This is a genomic window from Streptomyces sp. 1331.2, from assembly GCF_900199205.1.
Classification (GTDB): domain Bacteria; phylum Actinomycetota; class Actinomycetes; order Streptomycetales; family Streptomycetaceae; genus Kitasatospora.
Map to the genome: position 1 here is coordinate 7,052,352 of NZ_OBMJ01000001.1, position 14,077 is coordinate 7,066,428.

Annotated in this window: 14 protein-coding genes; 4 read left to right on the plus strand and 10 right to left on the minus strand. The window is 72.4% G+C overall.

The window, feature by feature from the left end; all coding sequences use genetic code 11:
* Positions 1-56: 56 nt before the first annotated feature.
* The 6 genes from CRP52_RS30585 to CRP52_RS30610 all read right to left on the minus strand — a co-directional run bounded on the left by CRP52_RS30585 (position 57) and on the right by CRP52_RS30610 (position 5,273).
* Positions 57-422: a hypothetical protein gene (locus CRP52_RS30585; RefSeq protein ID WP_097239340.1), complete on the minus strand. Its 366-nt coding sequence runs from the start codon at positions 420-422 to the stop codon at positions 57-59.
* Positions 419-1,120, minus strand: a complete 702-nt coding sequence (locus tag CRP52_RS30590; protein WP_097239341.1) for a DUF6232 family protein — start codon at positions 1,118-1,120, stop codon at positions 419-421. The genes CRP52_RS30585 and CRP52_RS30590 overlap by 4 nt, the downstream gene beginning before the upstream one ends.
* A gap of 139 nt (positions 1,121-1,259) precedes the next feature.
* A complete protein-coding gene (locus CRP52_RS30595) occupies positions 1,260-1,565 on the minus strand; it encodes a hypothetical protein (RefSeq protein WP_143685865.1) in 306 nt (101 codons plus the stop codon).
* A gap of 329 nt (positions 1,566-1,894) precedes the next feature.
* Positions 1,895-2,632, minus strand: coding sequence for a succinate dehydrogenase/fumarate reductase iron-sulfur subunit (locus CRP52_RS30600; RefSeq protein ID WP_097239343.1), 738 nt, complete (start codon positions 2,630-2,632; stop codon positions 1,895-1,897).
* A complete protein-coding gene (locus tag CRP52_RS30605) occupies positions 2,629-4,572 on the minus strand; it encodes a fumarate reductase/succinate dehydrogenase flavoprotein subunit (protein WP_097239344.1) in 1,944 nt (647 codons plus the stop codon). Before CRP52_RS30605 ends, CRP52_RS30600 begins: the two co-directional genes overlap by 4 nt.
* On the minus strand, positions 4,569-5,273 hold the full coding sequence (locus CRP52_RS30610) for a succinate dehydrogenase cytochrome b subunit (RefSeq protein ID WP_097239345.1): 705 nt from the start codon (positions 5,271-5,273) through the stop codon (positions 4,569-4,571). The genes CRP52_RS30605 and CRP52_RS30610 overlap by 4 nt, the downstream gene beginning before the upstream one ends.
* A gap of 96 nt (positions 5,274-5,369) precedes the next feature.
* Between CRP52_RS30610 and CRP52_RS30615 the strand changes: the two genes are divergently transcribed.
* Entirely contained in the window at positions 5,370-6,305 is a 936-nt protein-coding gene (locus CRP52_RS30615) for a LysR family transcriptional regulator (RefSeq protein ID WP_097239346.1), read from the plus strand.
* A gap of 66 nt (positions 6,306-6,371) precedes the next feature.
* Here the strand turns inward: CRP52_RS30615 and CRP52_RS30620 are convergent, their stop codons facing one another.
* From CRP52_RS30620 to gcl, 3 genes are all read right to left on the minus strand, one after another.
* A complete protein-coding gene (locus tag CRP52_RS30620; RefSeq protein ID WP_097239347.1) occupies positions 6,372-7,580 on the minus strand; it encodes a hypothetical protein in 1,209 nt (402 codons plus the stop codon).
* Positions 7,581-7,727: 147 nt separating this feature from the next.
* Entirely contained in the window at positions 7,728-8,216 is a 489-nt protein-coding gene (locus CRP52_RS30625; protein WP_097239348.1) for a glutathione peroxidase, read from the minus strand.
* 144 nt (positions 8,217-8,360) lie between these two features.
* Positions 8,361-10,142, minus strand: coding sequence for a glyoxylate carboligase (gene gcl / locus CRP52_RS30630; RefSeq protein ID WP_097239349.1), 1,782 nt, complete (start codon positions 10,140-10,142; stop codon positions 8,361-8,363).
* A 649-nt stretch (positions 10,143-10,791) separates the two neighbouring features.
* On the opposite strand from gcl, the gene CRP52_RS30635 reads away from it, so the two are divergent.
* A complete protein-coding gene (locus tag CRP52_RS30635) occupies positions 10,792-12,363 on the plus strand; it encodes a SulP family inorganic anion transporter (RefSeq protein ID WP_097239350.1) in 1,572 nt (523 codons plus the stop codon).
* A gap of 96 nt (positions 12,364-12,459) precedes the next feature.
* On the plus strand, positions 12,460-12,756 hold the full coding sequence (locus CRP52_RS30640; RefSeq protein ID WP_097239351.1) for an MTH1187 family thiamine-binding protein: 297 nt from the start codon (positions 12,460-12,462) through the stop codon (positions 12,754-12,756).
* Positions 12,757-12,806: 50 nt separating this feature from the next.
* Here the strand turns inward: CRP52_RS30640 and CRP52_RS30645 are convergent, their stop codons facing one another.
* Complete coding sequence (locus CRP52_RS30645) at positions 12,807-13,289, minus strand: DoxX family protein (protein ID WP_097239352.1); 483 nt, start codon at positions 13,287-13,289, stop codon at positions 12,807-12,809.
* A gap of 178 nt (positions 13,290-13,467) precedes the next feature.
* On the opposite strand from CRP52_RS30645, the gene CRP52_RS30650 reads away from it, so the two are divergent.
* Entirely contained in the window at positions 13,468-14,055 is a 588-nt protein-coding gene (locus CRP52_RS30650; protein WP_097239353.1) for a TetR/AcrR family transcriptional regulator, read from the plus strand.
* Positions 14,056-14,077 lie beyond the last annotated feature (22 nt).

The window sequence follows — 14,077 nt, forward strand, 5'->3', positions numbered from 1 at the left end:
GGCCCCGCCGTCCGCTGCCCGCCGCCCGCGTCTGGCTCCGGGCGGCGGCCGGTCGGTCAGCCGCTGAGCAGGGCGAGGAGCTGGTTCGCCAGCCCCAGCGCGGGCGCGGCGGCCTCGCCGAGGCTCTGGGCCACACCGGCCAGCAGGAGCAGGGTGTTGCGCCGCCTCCTCGGCTCCTCGGTGGCGGGGCTGGTCAGCACCGGCAGGGAATCGGCCAGACTCTGCCGGTCCGCCTCCTGGAGCCGGCCGTCCCGGGCCAGCTCGGTGACCACCGCGGCGAGCCGGGCGAAGAGCGCGACGACCTCCGGCGGCAGGGCCTGGCCGGCGCCCGGGCCGGTGTTGTGCTGGACGCCGATGTTCCCGCTGCCGCCGTGGATGGTGACCCGGTCGCCGTACTGGATGTTCGGACGCTCGTCGTTCACTTGCTGACCCCCGTGTTCCCCTGGCCACCGTAGATGTTGACACTGTCGCCGAACTGGTACTGCCGTAGGTCGACGCTGATGCTCTGGACGATCTGCTGGAACTCGGCCTGCGGGTTCTCGATCGCGCGGGTGATGGTGGCCTGGAGCTCGAACGCGGGCTGCGGGATGCGCCAGGCCAGCACCGCGGTCGGCGGGCCCGCAGTGTCCACGGTCAGCACGTGCAGGTCGGGTCGTCGCAGCACCGGCCACGTGAAGATCAGGAAGTAGACCGCCACGGTGATCACCGCGCCGAGGACCGGACCGGCCCCGGAGTCCGAGGACGAACCGCCGTCGTACAGGCTCGACGAGCTGCGGGTGGCCAGCGAGCTCACGTACGCGAGCACGATGACGGCCAGAGTGAAGCCGAGCAGTCGTAGCAGCGCGCGGCGTCGGCCGGGCACGATCAGGGTGGTGCCGACCCGGGCGACGTTGGCCAGCGGGTACGCCGCCTGTCCGACCCAGAGGATGCGGTTGGTGACCGCGACCCGGATGCTGGCCGAGCCGTCGGCGGAGGCGCCGGGGGCGGGCGGTGGCGGGACGGCGGGTGGCAGCGGACCGAACGGCGGCGGTGTCGGCGGCCCGCCGGGTGGTGGCGGAACGTACGGGATGTGGCCGGTCCGGCCGGAGTCGGTGCGGTGGGTGGGATCGGTCGGCTGCATGGTGCTCTCCCCGAGGCTGCGGAAACGCGCGACGACCAATGAACCAGCGCACCGGATCCGGCACAAGTCGTTTGCGCCACATCATGTATGACGTCGCGTCAGTTCCGGAAGCCAAACCACTCTGCGGAATGACAGTGAGTCAGCCCAGCCTGCTGCGCACCCCGCCCGGGCCGGACCGGGCCCGGCGGGAGAGCGGGGGGCGGGACGGGCGGACATCGGGGCGCGCAGCAGGCTCGACCGCCTCGGCGGCCCGGCGGGCGAGCGCGGCCCGGGCGGCGGCCAGCGCGACCCGGGCGTGCAGCGGGTCCTCCGCGACCCCGGCCGCCTGCTGGGCGCGCTGGCAGGCGGTGCACCAGAGCGGCGAGGCCGGCCCGTCCGGGTACACCATGCTCTCGGGCGGCAGGTAGTGCCCACCGCACTCGACGCACTCGAAGACCAACCTCATCCGACGATCACCGTCCCGGATCCGTGGCACCGACCGCAGGGCGACCAGAACTCGTGGATCCTGGGCACCATGCTTCCTTCCTCGTCCAGCTCGACCGTGGCCTCGGTCTTCTGGGTCCCCCCGGACCCGCCGCAGCCGGCGCAGGACTGAACCTCGGGCATATGCCGTCCTTCCGTGGCGGAGGACCACCGTAGCGCGATTTCCCGTCAGGAAGCACTGCACGCGGCGATCCACCACCCTTACGGGGAGCGCGAGATGCCCGCGCGCACGCCCTCAGGTCGTCCATCGACGGAAGCGAACGAGCGTCGAGATGTCACCCGCGGGAGGCGTCAACCACGGGCGGCCCGCAGGAACTCCCGGTTCATCGCCGCGATGCTGGGCAGCGGGATGCCCTTGGGGCAGGCCGTGGCGCACTCGCCGGTGTTGGTGCAGCCGCCGAAGCCCTCGGCGTCCATGGCCGCGACCATGTCCCGTACCCGGGAGGCCCGTTCGGGCGCGCCCTGCGGGAGCACGTTGAGGTGGACCACCTTGGCGGAGGTGAAGAGCATCGCCGAACCGTTGGGGCAGGCCGCCACGCAGGCGCCGCAGCCGATGCACTCGGCGTGCTCGAAGGCGGTGTCGGCGGCTTCCTTGGGCACGGGGGTGGCGTGCGCCTCGGGGGCGCTGCCGGTCGGAGCGGTGATGTAGCCGCCGGAGCCGATGATCCGGTCGAAGGCGGTGCGGTCCACCACCAGGTCCTTGACCACCGGGAAGGCCGCCGCCCGCCAGGGCTCGACGTCGATGGTGTCGCCGTCCCGGAAGTGCCGCATGTGCAGCTGGCAGGTGGTGGTCCGTTCCGGGCCGTGCGCCTGGCCGTTGATGACCATGCCGCAGGCGCCGCAGATGCCCTCGCGGCAGTCGTGGTCGAAGGCGACGGGCTGGTCGCCCCGGGTGATCAGCTCCTCGTTGAGGGTGTCGAGCATCTCCAGGAAGGACATGTCCGGGCTGATCCCGCCGACCTGGTAGGTGGTCATCGACCCGGGGGCGTCCGGGCCCGCCTGGCGCCAGATGCGCAGGGTGAGGTTCATGCGTAGCTCCGCTGGGTGGGGTGGACGTACGCGAAGTCGAGGGCCTCGCGGTGCAGGACGGGTGCCTCGCCGGTGCCGGTGAACTCCCAGGCGGCGGCGTAGGAGTAGTCCTCGTCGCGCCGGGCGGCCTCGCCGTCGGGGGTCTGGCTCTCGGTGCGGAAGTGGCCGCCGCAGGACTCGGCGCGGTGCAGCGCGTCCAGGCACATCAGCTCGGCCAGTTCGAAGTAGTCGACGAGCCGGTTGGCCTTCTCCAGCGACTGGTTGAGCTCCTGCCCGCTGCCGGGCACCTTGATCCGGCGCCAGAACTCCTCGCGCAGCTGCGGGATCCGCTCCAGCGCCCGGGTCAGCCCGGCCGCGTCGCGGGCCATGCCGCACTCGTCCCAGAGCAGTTCGCCCAGTTCGCGGTGGAAGGAGTCCGGGGTGCGGTCGCCGTTCACCGCGAGGATCAGGTTGAGCCGGTCCTCGGCCTCGGCCGCCACCTCGGTGAGCACCGGGTGGTCGGCGGGCACGGCGGGCAGCGGGTTGCGGGCCAGGTAGTCGTTGAGGGTGGGCGGCAGTACGAAGTAGCCGTCGGCCAGGCCCTGCATCAGGGCGCTGGCGCCGAGCCGGTTGGCGCCGTGGTCGGAGAAGTTGGCCTCGCCGACCGCGAACAGGCCCGGGACGGTGGTCTGCAGGTCGTAGTCGACCCAGAGCCCGCCCATCGTGTAGTGGATCGCCGGGTAGATCCGCATCGGCACCCGGTACGGGTCCTCGGCGGTGATCCGCTCGTACATCTCGAAGAGGTTGCCGTACTTGGCCTCGACGGCGTCCCGGCCCAGCCGGCGGATCGCGTCGGCGAAGTCCAGGTAGACGCCCTGGCCGCCGGGGCCGACGCCGCGGCCCTCGTCGCAGACGTTCTTGGCGGCCCGGGAGGCGATGTCGCGCGGCACCAGGTTGCCGAAGGAGGGGTAGATCCGCTCCAGGTAGTAGTCCCGCTCCTGCTCGGGGATCTCGGCCGGCGGCCGGGTGTCGCCCTGGGCCTTGGGCACCCAGATCCGGCCGTCGTTGCGCAGCGACTCGCTCATCAGGGTGAGCTTGGACTGGTGGTCGCCCGAGCGCGGGATGCAGGTCGGGTGGATCTGGGTGAAGCACGGGTTGGCGAAGTACGCGCCGCGCCGGTGCGCCCGCCAGATCGCGGTGGCGTTGGAGTTCTTGGCGTTGGTGGAGAGGTAGAAGACGTTGCCGTAGCCGCCGGTGGCCAGGACGACGGCGTCCGCGGTGTACGAGCGGATCTCGCCGGTGACGAGGTCGCGGGCGACGATGCCGCGGGCCCGGCCGTCGACGACCAGCAGGTCCAGCATCTCGGTGCGCGGGTGGATCTCCACGTTCCCGGCGGCGATCTGCCGGGACAGCGCCTGGTAGGCGCCGAGCAGCAGCTGCTGTCCGGTCTGGCCGCGGGCGTAGAAGGTGCGGGAGACCTGTACGCCGCCGAAGGAGCGGGTGTCCAGCAGGCCGCCGTACTCGCGGGCGAAGGGGACGCCCTGGGCCACGCACTGGTCGATGATCTCCACCGACACCTGGGCGAGCCGGTGCACGTTGGACTCGCGGGCGCGGAAGTCGCCGCCCTTGACGGTGTCGTAGAACAGCCGGCGGACGGAGTCGCCGTCGTTGCGGTAGTTCTTGGCCGCGTTGATGCCGCCCTGGGCGGCGATGGAGTGGGCGCGCCGCGGGGAGTCCTGGAAGCAGAACTGGACGACGTGGTAGCCCTGTTCGGCGAGGGTCGCACCGGCCGCGCCGCCGGCCAGGCCGGTGCCGACCACGATCACGGTGTGCTTGCGCCGGTTGGCCGGGTTGACCAGCTTGGCGTCGAACCGGCGCTGGTCCCAGCGCTGTTCGATCGGCCCGCCGGGGGCCTTGGTGTCGGCGACGGGCTCGCCGACCGAGTAGTCCAGGTAGCTCACTTCACCACTCCGGTCATCACGGCCACGGGGACGGACAGGAAGCCCACGGTCAGCAGCAGCGCCAGGCCGTTGGCGGCCAGCTTCAGCGCCTTGTCGCGGCGGGCGTTGTTGGCGCCGAGGGTCTGGGCGGCGCTCCAGAAGCCGTGCCGGATGTGGAAGCCGAGGGCCACCACCGCGAGGATGTAGAACACGTCGCTGTACCAGCGGCCGAAGGTGCCCACCACGTTCTGGTAGACGTGCCCGTGCTCGGCGACCGGGTTCACGGTGAGCGTGGTGAGGTCCAGGATGTGCCAGACGATGAACAGCCCCAGGATCACCCCGCCCCAGCGCATGGTCCGGGTCGCGTAGTCGGCGCGCCGGCGCCGGTGCACGTACCTGCTCGGCCGGGCGGCCAGGTCGCGGCGGCTCAGCTGGTACGCGGAGACGCCGTGCAGCACGACGGCGGCCAGCAGGCCGAGCCGGGCGATCCACAGGAACCACTCGTGGCCCAGGAACGGCTGGCCGATGGTGCGCAGCCAGGCCGCGTAGCCGTTGATGTCGTCGGGGCCGAAGAAGACCTTGAGGTTGCCCAGCATGTGCGCGACCAGGTACAGCAGCATGACCAGTCCGGTGACGGCCATGACCGCCTTCTTGCCGACGGTCGACCGCCACAGGGTCGCCAGGGTGGACGGATGCCGGCCCGTCCGCGTCGCGGTTGTCATGTCGGCAACGGTAGGGACGGCCGCCGGGGTGCGTCCAAGACATGCTGCGGCTCGCGGCGATAGGCACCGGCTATCGAAGCGGATTAACCTGGCCCTGTGCAGCTCCAGCAACTCCGCTACTTCCTGGCCGTCGCCGAGACCCGCCACTTCACCCGGGCGGCCGAGGCGGCGCATGTGGCACAGCCGTCCCTCTCGCAGCAGATCCGGTCGCTGGAACGGGAGTTGGGCGCCGAATTGTTCCACCGCACCCGGGGGAACATCGCCCTCACCGACGCCGGGGACGCCTTGTTGCCGCTGGCCCGGCGCATCCTCGCGGACACCGAGAGCGCCCGGCTGGCCGTCCAGGAGACGGTGCAGCTGCGCCGCGGCCGGGTGCGGCTGGGCGCGCCGCCGAGCCTGTGCACCAGCCTGGTGCCGGACGTGCTGCGGGTCTTCCGGGACCGCTACCCGGGCGTGGCACTGGTGGTCCGCGAGGGCGGCTCGCGCGACCTGGTCCGCTCGCTGGCGGCCGGGGAGCTGGACCTCGCGCTGATCATCACCCCGCCGAGCGGGGAGCAGGCGCCCGCCCTCGCCGTCACCGAGCTCCTGCACGAGGAGCTGGTGTTGGTCTCCCCATTGGTCTCCACCGAGCGGCGGGCCCGGCGCAGGGCGCGGGTGGCGGAGCTGCGGGGGCGGCCGCTGGTGATGTTCCGGGAGGGCTACGACGTCCGCGAGGCGACGCTGGCGGCCTGCCGGGCGGCCGGGTTCGAGCCGGAGTTCGCGGTGGAGGGCGGCGAGATGGACGCGGTGCTGGGCTTCGTCCGGGCCGGGATCGGGCCCGCGGTGGTGCCCGGCATGGTGGCCGCCCGCTCGGGCCTCGCGGTCACCCCCTTCGCCGGGCCGGGCCTGGGCCGGACGATCGCCGTCGCGCACGGCCACGAGGTGCCGCTCACCCGAGCCGCCGAAGCCCTGCGCGCCACCCTGCTGGCCCACCTGCACGACGCCGCCGGGGACGGCGAACTCCCGCCGGGGACGCGGCTGTTGCTGCCGTGAGCGAAGGGCGCGGGCCCCGACCGGCTTCCGGTCGGGGCCCGCGCAGCACGGGATCGGCTCCGGTGCTCAGCCGCCGCCGTAGGTGGACTGGGTGACGGCGAAGACGTTGCGTCCGCCCGTGGTCTCCTGCAGCGACCACAGCAGGTCGGGGCCGGTGGCGTCCTCCCAGTAGGAGATGCTCTCGCCGCCGCTCACCCAGGCGAAGGTGGCGGGCCCGGCGGTCGGGGTCCAGTAGTAGAGCTTCTTCTGCCCCGAGGAGTTGAACCACCAGCGGCCGTTGTGGGAGGCCACGCCGTTGAGGTTGTACCAGGGCAGTTGGAGGGCCTGGCCGGCGGTCGTCGTCGCGGCGAAGGTCGTCGCGCCGGAGGCGAACGGGAAGCGGACCGCCCTCGGCGGGCGGTTCGGGTAGTCGGTGCAGCCGGACTGGCAGGTGTACTCGGCCATCACGATCGACTTGCTGACCCGGTCGAGCGAGACCGAGGACCAGACCAGCTTGTCGGTGCTGGTCGTCCGTGCCGTGACCGTGCCGACCTGGGGCAGCACGTAGGCGTAGTTGTGGGCGTAGTAGGCGCCGTCGGACTGGCGGCCGATCTGGTCGGAGGTGCCGCCGGTGGAGGTGTTGAGGATCTTCCGCAGGTCGAAGACGCGCATGCCGCGCCCGGTGTCGGCGACGTAGAGGTAGTCGCCGTACCAGGAGACGCCGCCGGCGTGGATCGGGATGTCCTTGAAGTCCGGGGCAGCCGTGGTGCCGGTCGGCTCGACGAGGAGGACCTTGCGGTAGGCGTTGGGATAGGTGGCGTCCCAGTCGACCAGGGTGATCCGGCTGCGCTGCTGGGCGCCGTCGCAGCCGTCCTTGGTGTACCAGCTCACCAGCACGAGCTGGTGGCCGTCGTAGTTACCGCTGTCGGCGGTGCCCACGGCGTCCCGGCTGGTGGTGATGCCCTGGGGGACGCTCTGGCAGTCGGAGTTGTCGCCGTCGTCGAACCGGAAGCCGGTGGACAGGCCGGCGACGGAGAAGGACGAGGGGAGTGCCTGCCGGTCGTGGTTCGCGTGCTCCATCACCGTGTGCACGGCCGAGGTGCCCAGCGTGGAGACCAGGGCCGAGTCGAGCGCGTCGAACTGGTGGTAGTCCGCGGTGAGGGTGTAGTCGGACGCGGGCAGGGTCGTCGGTGCCGCGGCGGCGGCGCTCGTCGACGGTGCGCCGACGAGCGCGCCGGTGACGAGTAAGCCGGCCGCGAGCAGCGTGCGTGCCGCCGTTCTGACATGACGGATCATCAGGTGGGCCTTTCCGCAGGAAGTGGATCAACGGGAGGCCCACGCTAGGTGCGCGCCGTGCGTGTCCGCAACATCCCGAGGGGGACGGGAGCGCGTGCGAAGGCCCGGAGCGCGGGGTGCGCTCCGGGCCTTGGGGAGGCTGTGGCGTCAGGCCGGGAGGACGGCCTCCAGGGCGGCGACCAGCTCGTCCGACTCCGGGTCGACCCGGGGGCGGATGCGGGCGGCGACGGTGCCGTCCGGGGAGATCAGGAACTTCTCGAAGTTCCAGGAGACGTCCCCGGCCTCGCCCTCGGCGTCGGCGACCTGCGTCAGCTGCTGGTAGAGCGGGTGCCGGTCGTCACCGTTGACGTCGATCTTCTCGAACAGCGGGAAGGTCACGCCGTAGGTGGTGGAGCAGAACGTCTGGATCTCCTCGGCGCTGCCCGGCTCCTGCCCGGCGAACTGGTTGCAGGGGAAGCCCAGCACGGTGAAGCCCCGCCCGGCGTAGCGCTCCTGCAGCCGCTCCAGCCCGGCGTACTGCGGGGTCAGACCGCACTTGGAGGCGACGTTGACGATCAGCAGTGCCTTGCCCTTGTACTCGGCCAGCGAGGTCGGCTCGCCGGCGAGGGTGCGCAGGGGGATGTCGTACAGGCTCACGGTGGTGGTCCTTTCGGCAGGTCGGCAGCGGGTCTTCGCCCGGGCACACGGTAGCGGCCCCGGACGGCTCAACCGTGCCGGTGCCGCCGGTGTTCCCGGTCAGAGGGGGCGTACGGAGCGGCTCGTACGCCCCCTCTGACCTGGTCAGAGCGCGAGCGGCTTGATGGCCGTCGGCGCGTGCTCGGGGAGGGTCGCGAGCTCCTCGAACTCGTTGACCTTGTCGATGTCGTTGCCGCTCATCGAGATGTTGGTGACCCGCTCCAGGATCGCCTCGACCACGACCGGCACCCGGAACTCGGCGGCCAGCTTCTTGGCCTCCTCGAAGGCCGGCAGCAGACCCTCCGGCTCGGTGACCCGGATCGCCTTGCAGCCCAGGCCCTCGGCGACCTTGACGTGGTCCACGCCGTAGACGCCCAGCTCCGGCGAGTTGATGTTCTCGAACTCCAGCTTGACCTGGAAGTCGATGTCGAAGTTGCGCTGCGCCTGGCGGATCAGGCCCAGGTAGGAGTTGTTCACCAGCACGTGGACGTACGGGATGCGGTGCTGGGCGCCGACCGCCAGCTCCTCGATCATGAACTGGAAGTCGTAGTCGCCGGAGAGCGCGACGACCTGGCCCTCGGGGTCGGCGGTGGCGACGCCCAGCGCGGCCGGGATGGTCCAGCCGAGCGGGCCGGCCTGGCCGCAGTTGATCCAGTGCCGCGGCTTGTAGACGTGCAGCATCTGGGCGCCGGCGATCTGGGAGAGGCCGATGGTGGTGACGTAGCGGGTCTCCGGCCCGAACGCCCGGTTCATCTCCTCGTAGACGCGCTGCGGCTTGAGCGGCACGTTGTCGAAGTGGGTGCGGCGCTGCAGGGTGGCCTTGCGCTCCTGGGTGGAGGCGGCCCACGCGCTGCGGTCCTTGAGCTGCCCGGCGGCCTTGAGCTCCTTGGCGACCTGGACGAACAGCTCCAGCGCGGCCTTGGCGTCGGAGGCGATGCCGAGCGCCGGGGCGAAGATCTTGCCGATCTGGGTGGGCTCGATGTCGACGTGGACGAACGTGCGGCCCGCGGTGTAGACGTCCAGGCCGCCGGTGTGGCGGTTGGCCCAGCGGTTGCCGATGCCGAGGACGAAGTCGGAGGCGAGGAAGTTCTCGTTGCCGTAGCGGTGCGAGGTCTGCAGGCCGACCATGCCGGCGTTCAGCGCGTGGTCGTCCGGGACGATGCCCCAGCCCATCAGGGTCGGGACCACCGGGACGCCGGTGAGCTCGGCGAACTCCAGCAGCAGCGCGGAGGCGTCGGCGTTGATGACGCCGCCGCCGGCCACGATCAGCGGGCGCTCCGACTCCTGGAGCAGCGCGATGGCCTTCTCGATCTGGATCCGGTTGGCGGCCGGCTTGTAGACCGGGAGCGGCTGGTAGGCCTCGGGGTCGAAGTCGATCTCGGTGAGCTGGACGTCGATCGGCAGGTCGATCAGGACCGGGCCCGGCCGGCCGGAGCGCATCAGGTGGAAGGCCTGCTGGAACACGCCGGGGACCTGCGCGGCCTCCAGCACGGTGGTGGCGGCCTTGGTGACGGGCTTGGCGATCGAGGCGATGTCGACGGCCTGGAAGTCCTCCTTGTGCAGCCGGGCGACGGGCGCCTGGCCGGTGATGCACAGGATCGGGACGGAGTCGGCGATCGCCGAGTACAGGCCGGTGATCATGTCGGTGCCGGCCGGGCCCGAGGTGCCGATGCAGACCCCGATGTTGCCGGCCGCGGCCCGGGTGTAGCCCTCGGCCATGTGCGAGGCGGCCTCGACGTGCCGGGCGAGCGTGTGCCTGATGCCGCCGGAGGCCTTGAGGGCGGCGTAGAACGGGTTGATGGCTGCGCCCGGCACGCCGAACGCGACCTCAACGCCTTCGAGCTTGAGGATCTCCACGGCCGCGCGGGCGGCTGTCATACGAGGCATCGGGTCTCTCCTGCGTCGGCCCGCAGTGGCTCGGAGGGCTCATCTCCTGAATTCCACCATACGGAAGAACGGTTTCTGTATGTGGAAACAAGGTAGGGCGGGCTCCGTCAGGGCGTCAAGGGGGACTTCAACAGAATGTGTCAGTCCGCGCCGGGGTGGAATTGGCAGCTCGACCAGGAGGAACCCGTACGAACAGGCGATGTTCGTGCAGGTGTACGGGGGGAAGCGGACGATCCGCAGCGGGAAGCGTGCCCGGTGTGCAGTGCCCGTGAAGGGACGGTGCCCGAGGTTGGCCCGCCTCGCCGCCCTGGGTACCGTCGGTGGCACGCCGGGCCTGTGACGTCCAACTGAGGCCGCGGCAGGGGGGTTTGGGAGCGCCGGGCAACGGGGGGAACGTCGCCGGCGGCCCGTCCAGGACCAGCGGGCCCGGTCCGCCGCACCCGAGCGGGGACCCACCCCTGACCGCACCGACCCGACACCCGCCGCCGTCCCGCGGCACCGCGGTCCCCTGCTCCCGCCCCCGCCACCCCTCCGTCTCCCTCCCGCCCTGCAGCCTCCGCCCTGCAACGGCGTGCCCGCGGCGTCGGGCGCGCGGAAGGAACGTCCCCATGCGCTGCTGTACCCCTGCCCGGCCCCCGGCGGTGACCGGGTGAGCCGGCCCTCCCGCCGGAGCGAGAGCCCGCCGGGCCGCCCCCGCAAGAACGGCCCGCCGGGCCAGCCCCGGCCCGCTCTCGCCGCGCTGCGCGCCGTCCCCTGGCGCCACGACCTGTCCGCCTCGCTCGTGGTCTTCCTGGTCGCCCTCCCGCTCTGCGTCGGGGTGGCCGTCGCCTCAGGTGTCCCGGCCGAACTCGGCCTGGTCACCGGCATCGTCGGCGGCCTGGTGGTCGGCGCTCTGCCCGGCAGCAGCCTGCAGGTCAGCGGGCCCGCCGCCGGGCTGACCGTCCTGGTCGCCGACGCCGTCCAGCGCTTCGGCGTCGGCGCGCTCGGCCTGCTGGTGCTCGCCACCGGCCTGCTCCAGCTGGCGATGGGCGCGCTGCGGCTCGGCCGCTGGTTCCGGGCGATGTCCGCCTCGGTGGTGCACGGCATGCTGGCCGGCATCGGACTGACCCTGGTGTTCGGCCAGCTCTACGCCCTCGCCGACCGCCGCGCCCCCGCGACCGGGCCGGAGAAGATCACCGGACTGCCCGCCCTGCTGACGGACGTCCTCAGCGCCGCGGCCACCCCGAGCGCGGTCGCCCTCGGCCTCGGCACCCTGCTGGTGCTGGTCGGCTGGAAGTACCTGCCCGAGCGCGCCGCCCGCGCCGTCCCCGCGCCGCTGGCCGCCGTCGGGCTGGCCGCCGCCGTCACCGCCGTCGCGGACCTGCCGGTGGCCCGGGTCCGGGTGGCCGGGCTGCTCGACATCGTGCAGCCGCCCGACCGCGACGCCCTGACCGCCCTGGCCGGCACCGCCGGGCTCGGCACGGTCGTCGCCTTCACCCTGATCGCCTCCGCCGAGACGCTGTTCAGCGCCGCCGCCGTCGACCGGATGCACCACGGCCCGCGCACCGACTACGACCGCGAACTCACCGCCCAGGGCGTCGGCAACGCGGTCTGCGGACTGCTCGGCGCGCTGCCGATGACCGCGGTGATCGTCCGCAGCGCCACCAACGTCCAGGCCGGCGCCCGGACCAAGGCCTCCCGCCTCCTGCACGGCGTCTGGCTGCTGCTGTTCACCGCGCTGCTGCCCGGCTCGCTCGGTTTCGTCCCGCTGACCGCGCTGGCCGCCGTCCTGGTCCACGCCGGCGCCAAGCTCGTGTCGCTGCGCCGGATGGCCGCGCTCTGCCGGGAGCACCGGGGCGAGGCGCTGGTGCTGGTGGTGACGGCGGTGGCGATCATCGCCACCGACCTGTTCGAGGGGGTGCTGATCGGTGTCGGCCTGGCGGTGGCCAAGTCCGCCTGGCAGACCTCACACCTGCAGATCGCGGTGGAGGAGCTGATGCTGCCGACCGGCGAGGCGCTGCACCGGGTCCGGCTGAGCGGCAACGCCACCTTCCTGCGGCTGCCCCGGCTGCTGGACACCCTGGAGCGGCTGCCGGACGACCGGCCGGTCGAACTGGACTGGTCCGGGCTGCGCCACCTGGACCACGCCTGCACGCTCGCCCTCGCCACCTGGGCCGACCAGCACCGGGCCCGCTCCACCGCACCGCTGGCCGTCGACCCGCCGCTGCCCTCGGTGGTCTGACGGCCCGCAGGGCCGGTCCGTCTAGCCTGGTCGCCGGTTCGGGAGAGAGTGCCCGGACCGGCGACCAGTGCCGTCGACAACAAGGAGCGCAGAGCCGTGATCGCAGCCTTTTCGGTGACCCCGCTGGGGATCGGCGAGGACGTGGGCGTGGCGGTGGCCGCCGCCGTCCGGGTGGTCCGGGCGAGCGGACTGCCGAACCGTACGGATGCGATGTTCACCAGCATCGAGGGGGAGTGGGACGAGGTGATGCCGGTGATCCGGGCGGCGATCGAGGCGGTGAAGGCGCACAGCAACCGGGTCAGCACGGTCATCAAGATCGACGACCGGGCCGGGGTCACCGACGGCCTCACCGCCAAGGTCGCCTCGGTCGAGCGGCACCTGGCCGAGGGCTGAGCCCGGCGAGGGCCGAACCGATCGAGGGTTGGGCCCGGCCAGGGCTGAGCTCAGCCCGCCGAGGTCGGCTGCGCGGCCGCTTCTGCCGGGTCGGCCGTCGCGGCCGCCGACTCGCGGCTGAGCAGCCGGTCCAGGGCGTACGGGCCGGAGCCGAGCACCGCGATGGCGAGGAAGGCCCAGCAGAACAGCACCGAGGCCTCGCCGCCGTTCTGCAGCGGGAGCAGTGCGTGCTCCTGGTGGACGGTGAAGTAGGCGTAGGCCATCGAGCCGGAGCAGAGCAGGGCGGCCGTCCTGGTGCCGGCGCCGAGCAGCACCAGGACACCGCCGACCAGCTGGATCAGTGCCGCCCACCAGCCGGGCCACTGGCCGACCGGGACGGTGCCGCCGCCCTTGGCGCCGCCGAGGACGCCGAAGAGCGAGGCGGCGCCGTGGCAGGCGAAGAGCAGGCCGATGACGATCCGAAAGGCCGTCAGGACCAGTGGCCTGGCGGCCTCGACGGCCTGGCGGGGGGTGGTGAGGACGTTCGAGGACATGGGGAAGCGCCTCCTGGGCGAGCAGGGAGGGGGGATGAGGCGGTAAGGCTAGGCTTCGTTTTGTTTAATTGTCAATGGACTGTCAGAAGTCGTCACAAGCCGTCAAGTTCGTCGATGCTGCGGCCGAACCCAAGGCTTTTCTTGACCGATCGATCTCGAAAGCGCTAGCGTCTGCGTCATGGCGCGAACGAAGGAATTCGACCCGGACGCGGCGTTGCAGGCGGCCCTGGAGCTGTTCTGGCGCCGCGGCTACGAGGCCACCTCGATGGCCGACCTGGTCGAGGGGCTGGGCATCGGCCGGGCCAGCATCTACGCCACCTTCGGCAGCAAGCACGAGCTCTACCTGCGCGCCCTGGAGCGCTACGCCGAGCAGGTCGACCCAGGGCTGCTGGCGGAGCTGTCCCAGCCCGGCCCGGTGCTGCCGGCCGTACGGGCGCTGGTGCGGCGGTACGCGGCGCAATCGGCGGGGGAGGGGAGGGAGCGCGGCTGCTTCGTCACCAACACCGCCGTCGAGCTCGCTCCGCACGACCCTTCGGCGGCCCGCCGGGTGGCCGCCAGCCTCGGCCACCTGGAGACGGTGCTGACCGCCGCCCTGGTGCGCGCCGAGGCGCAGGGCGAACTGCCCGTCGGTCGGGAGCCCCGGGCGCTCGCCCGGTTGCTGCTGGTGCTGCTGCAGGGCATGCGGGTGATGGGCAAGACCGCCGACGGCGCGGCCCGGGTGGGGGACGCGGCCGAACAGGCGCTGACGCTGCTGGAGCGGGACTGACGGCCGATCCGGTCGACGGGTC

Bases quoted from the DNA above. Each gene is read 5' to 3' on its own strand.
- CRP52_RS30590 (WP_097239341.1), bottom strand. From the start codon at position 1,120: ATGCAGCCGACCGATCCCACCCACCGCACCGACTCCGGCCGGACCGGC.
- CRP52_RS30620 (WP_097239347.1), bottom strand. From the start codon at position 7,580: ATGATCCGTCATGTCAGAACGGCGGCACGCACGCTGCTCGCGGCCGGC.
- CRP52_RS30600 (WP_097239343.1), bottom strand. From the start codon at position 2,632: ATGAACCTCACCCTGCGCATCTGGCGCCAGGCGGGCCCGGACGCCCCC.
- gcl (WP_097239349.1), bottom strand. From the start codon at position 10,142: ATGCCTCGTATGACAGCCGCCCGCGCGGCCGTGGAGATCCTCAAGCTC.
- CRP52_RS30595 (WP_143685865.1), bottom strand. From the start codon at position 1,565: ATGAGGTTGGTCTTCGAGTGCGTCGAGTGCGGTGGGCACTACCTGCCG.
- CRP52_RS30645 (WP_097239352.1), bottom strand. From the start codon at position 13,289: ATGTCCTCGAACGTCCTCACCACCCCCCGCCAGGCCGTCGAGGCCGCC.
- CRP52_RS30650 (WP_097239353.1), top strand. From the start codon at position 13,468: ATGGCGCGAACGAAGGAATTCGACCCGGACGCGGCGTTGCAGGCGGCC.
- CRP52_RS30610 (WP_097239345.1), bottom strand. From the start codon at position 5,273: ATGACAACCGCGACGCGGACGGGCCGGCATCCGTCCACCCTGGCGACC.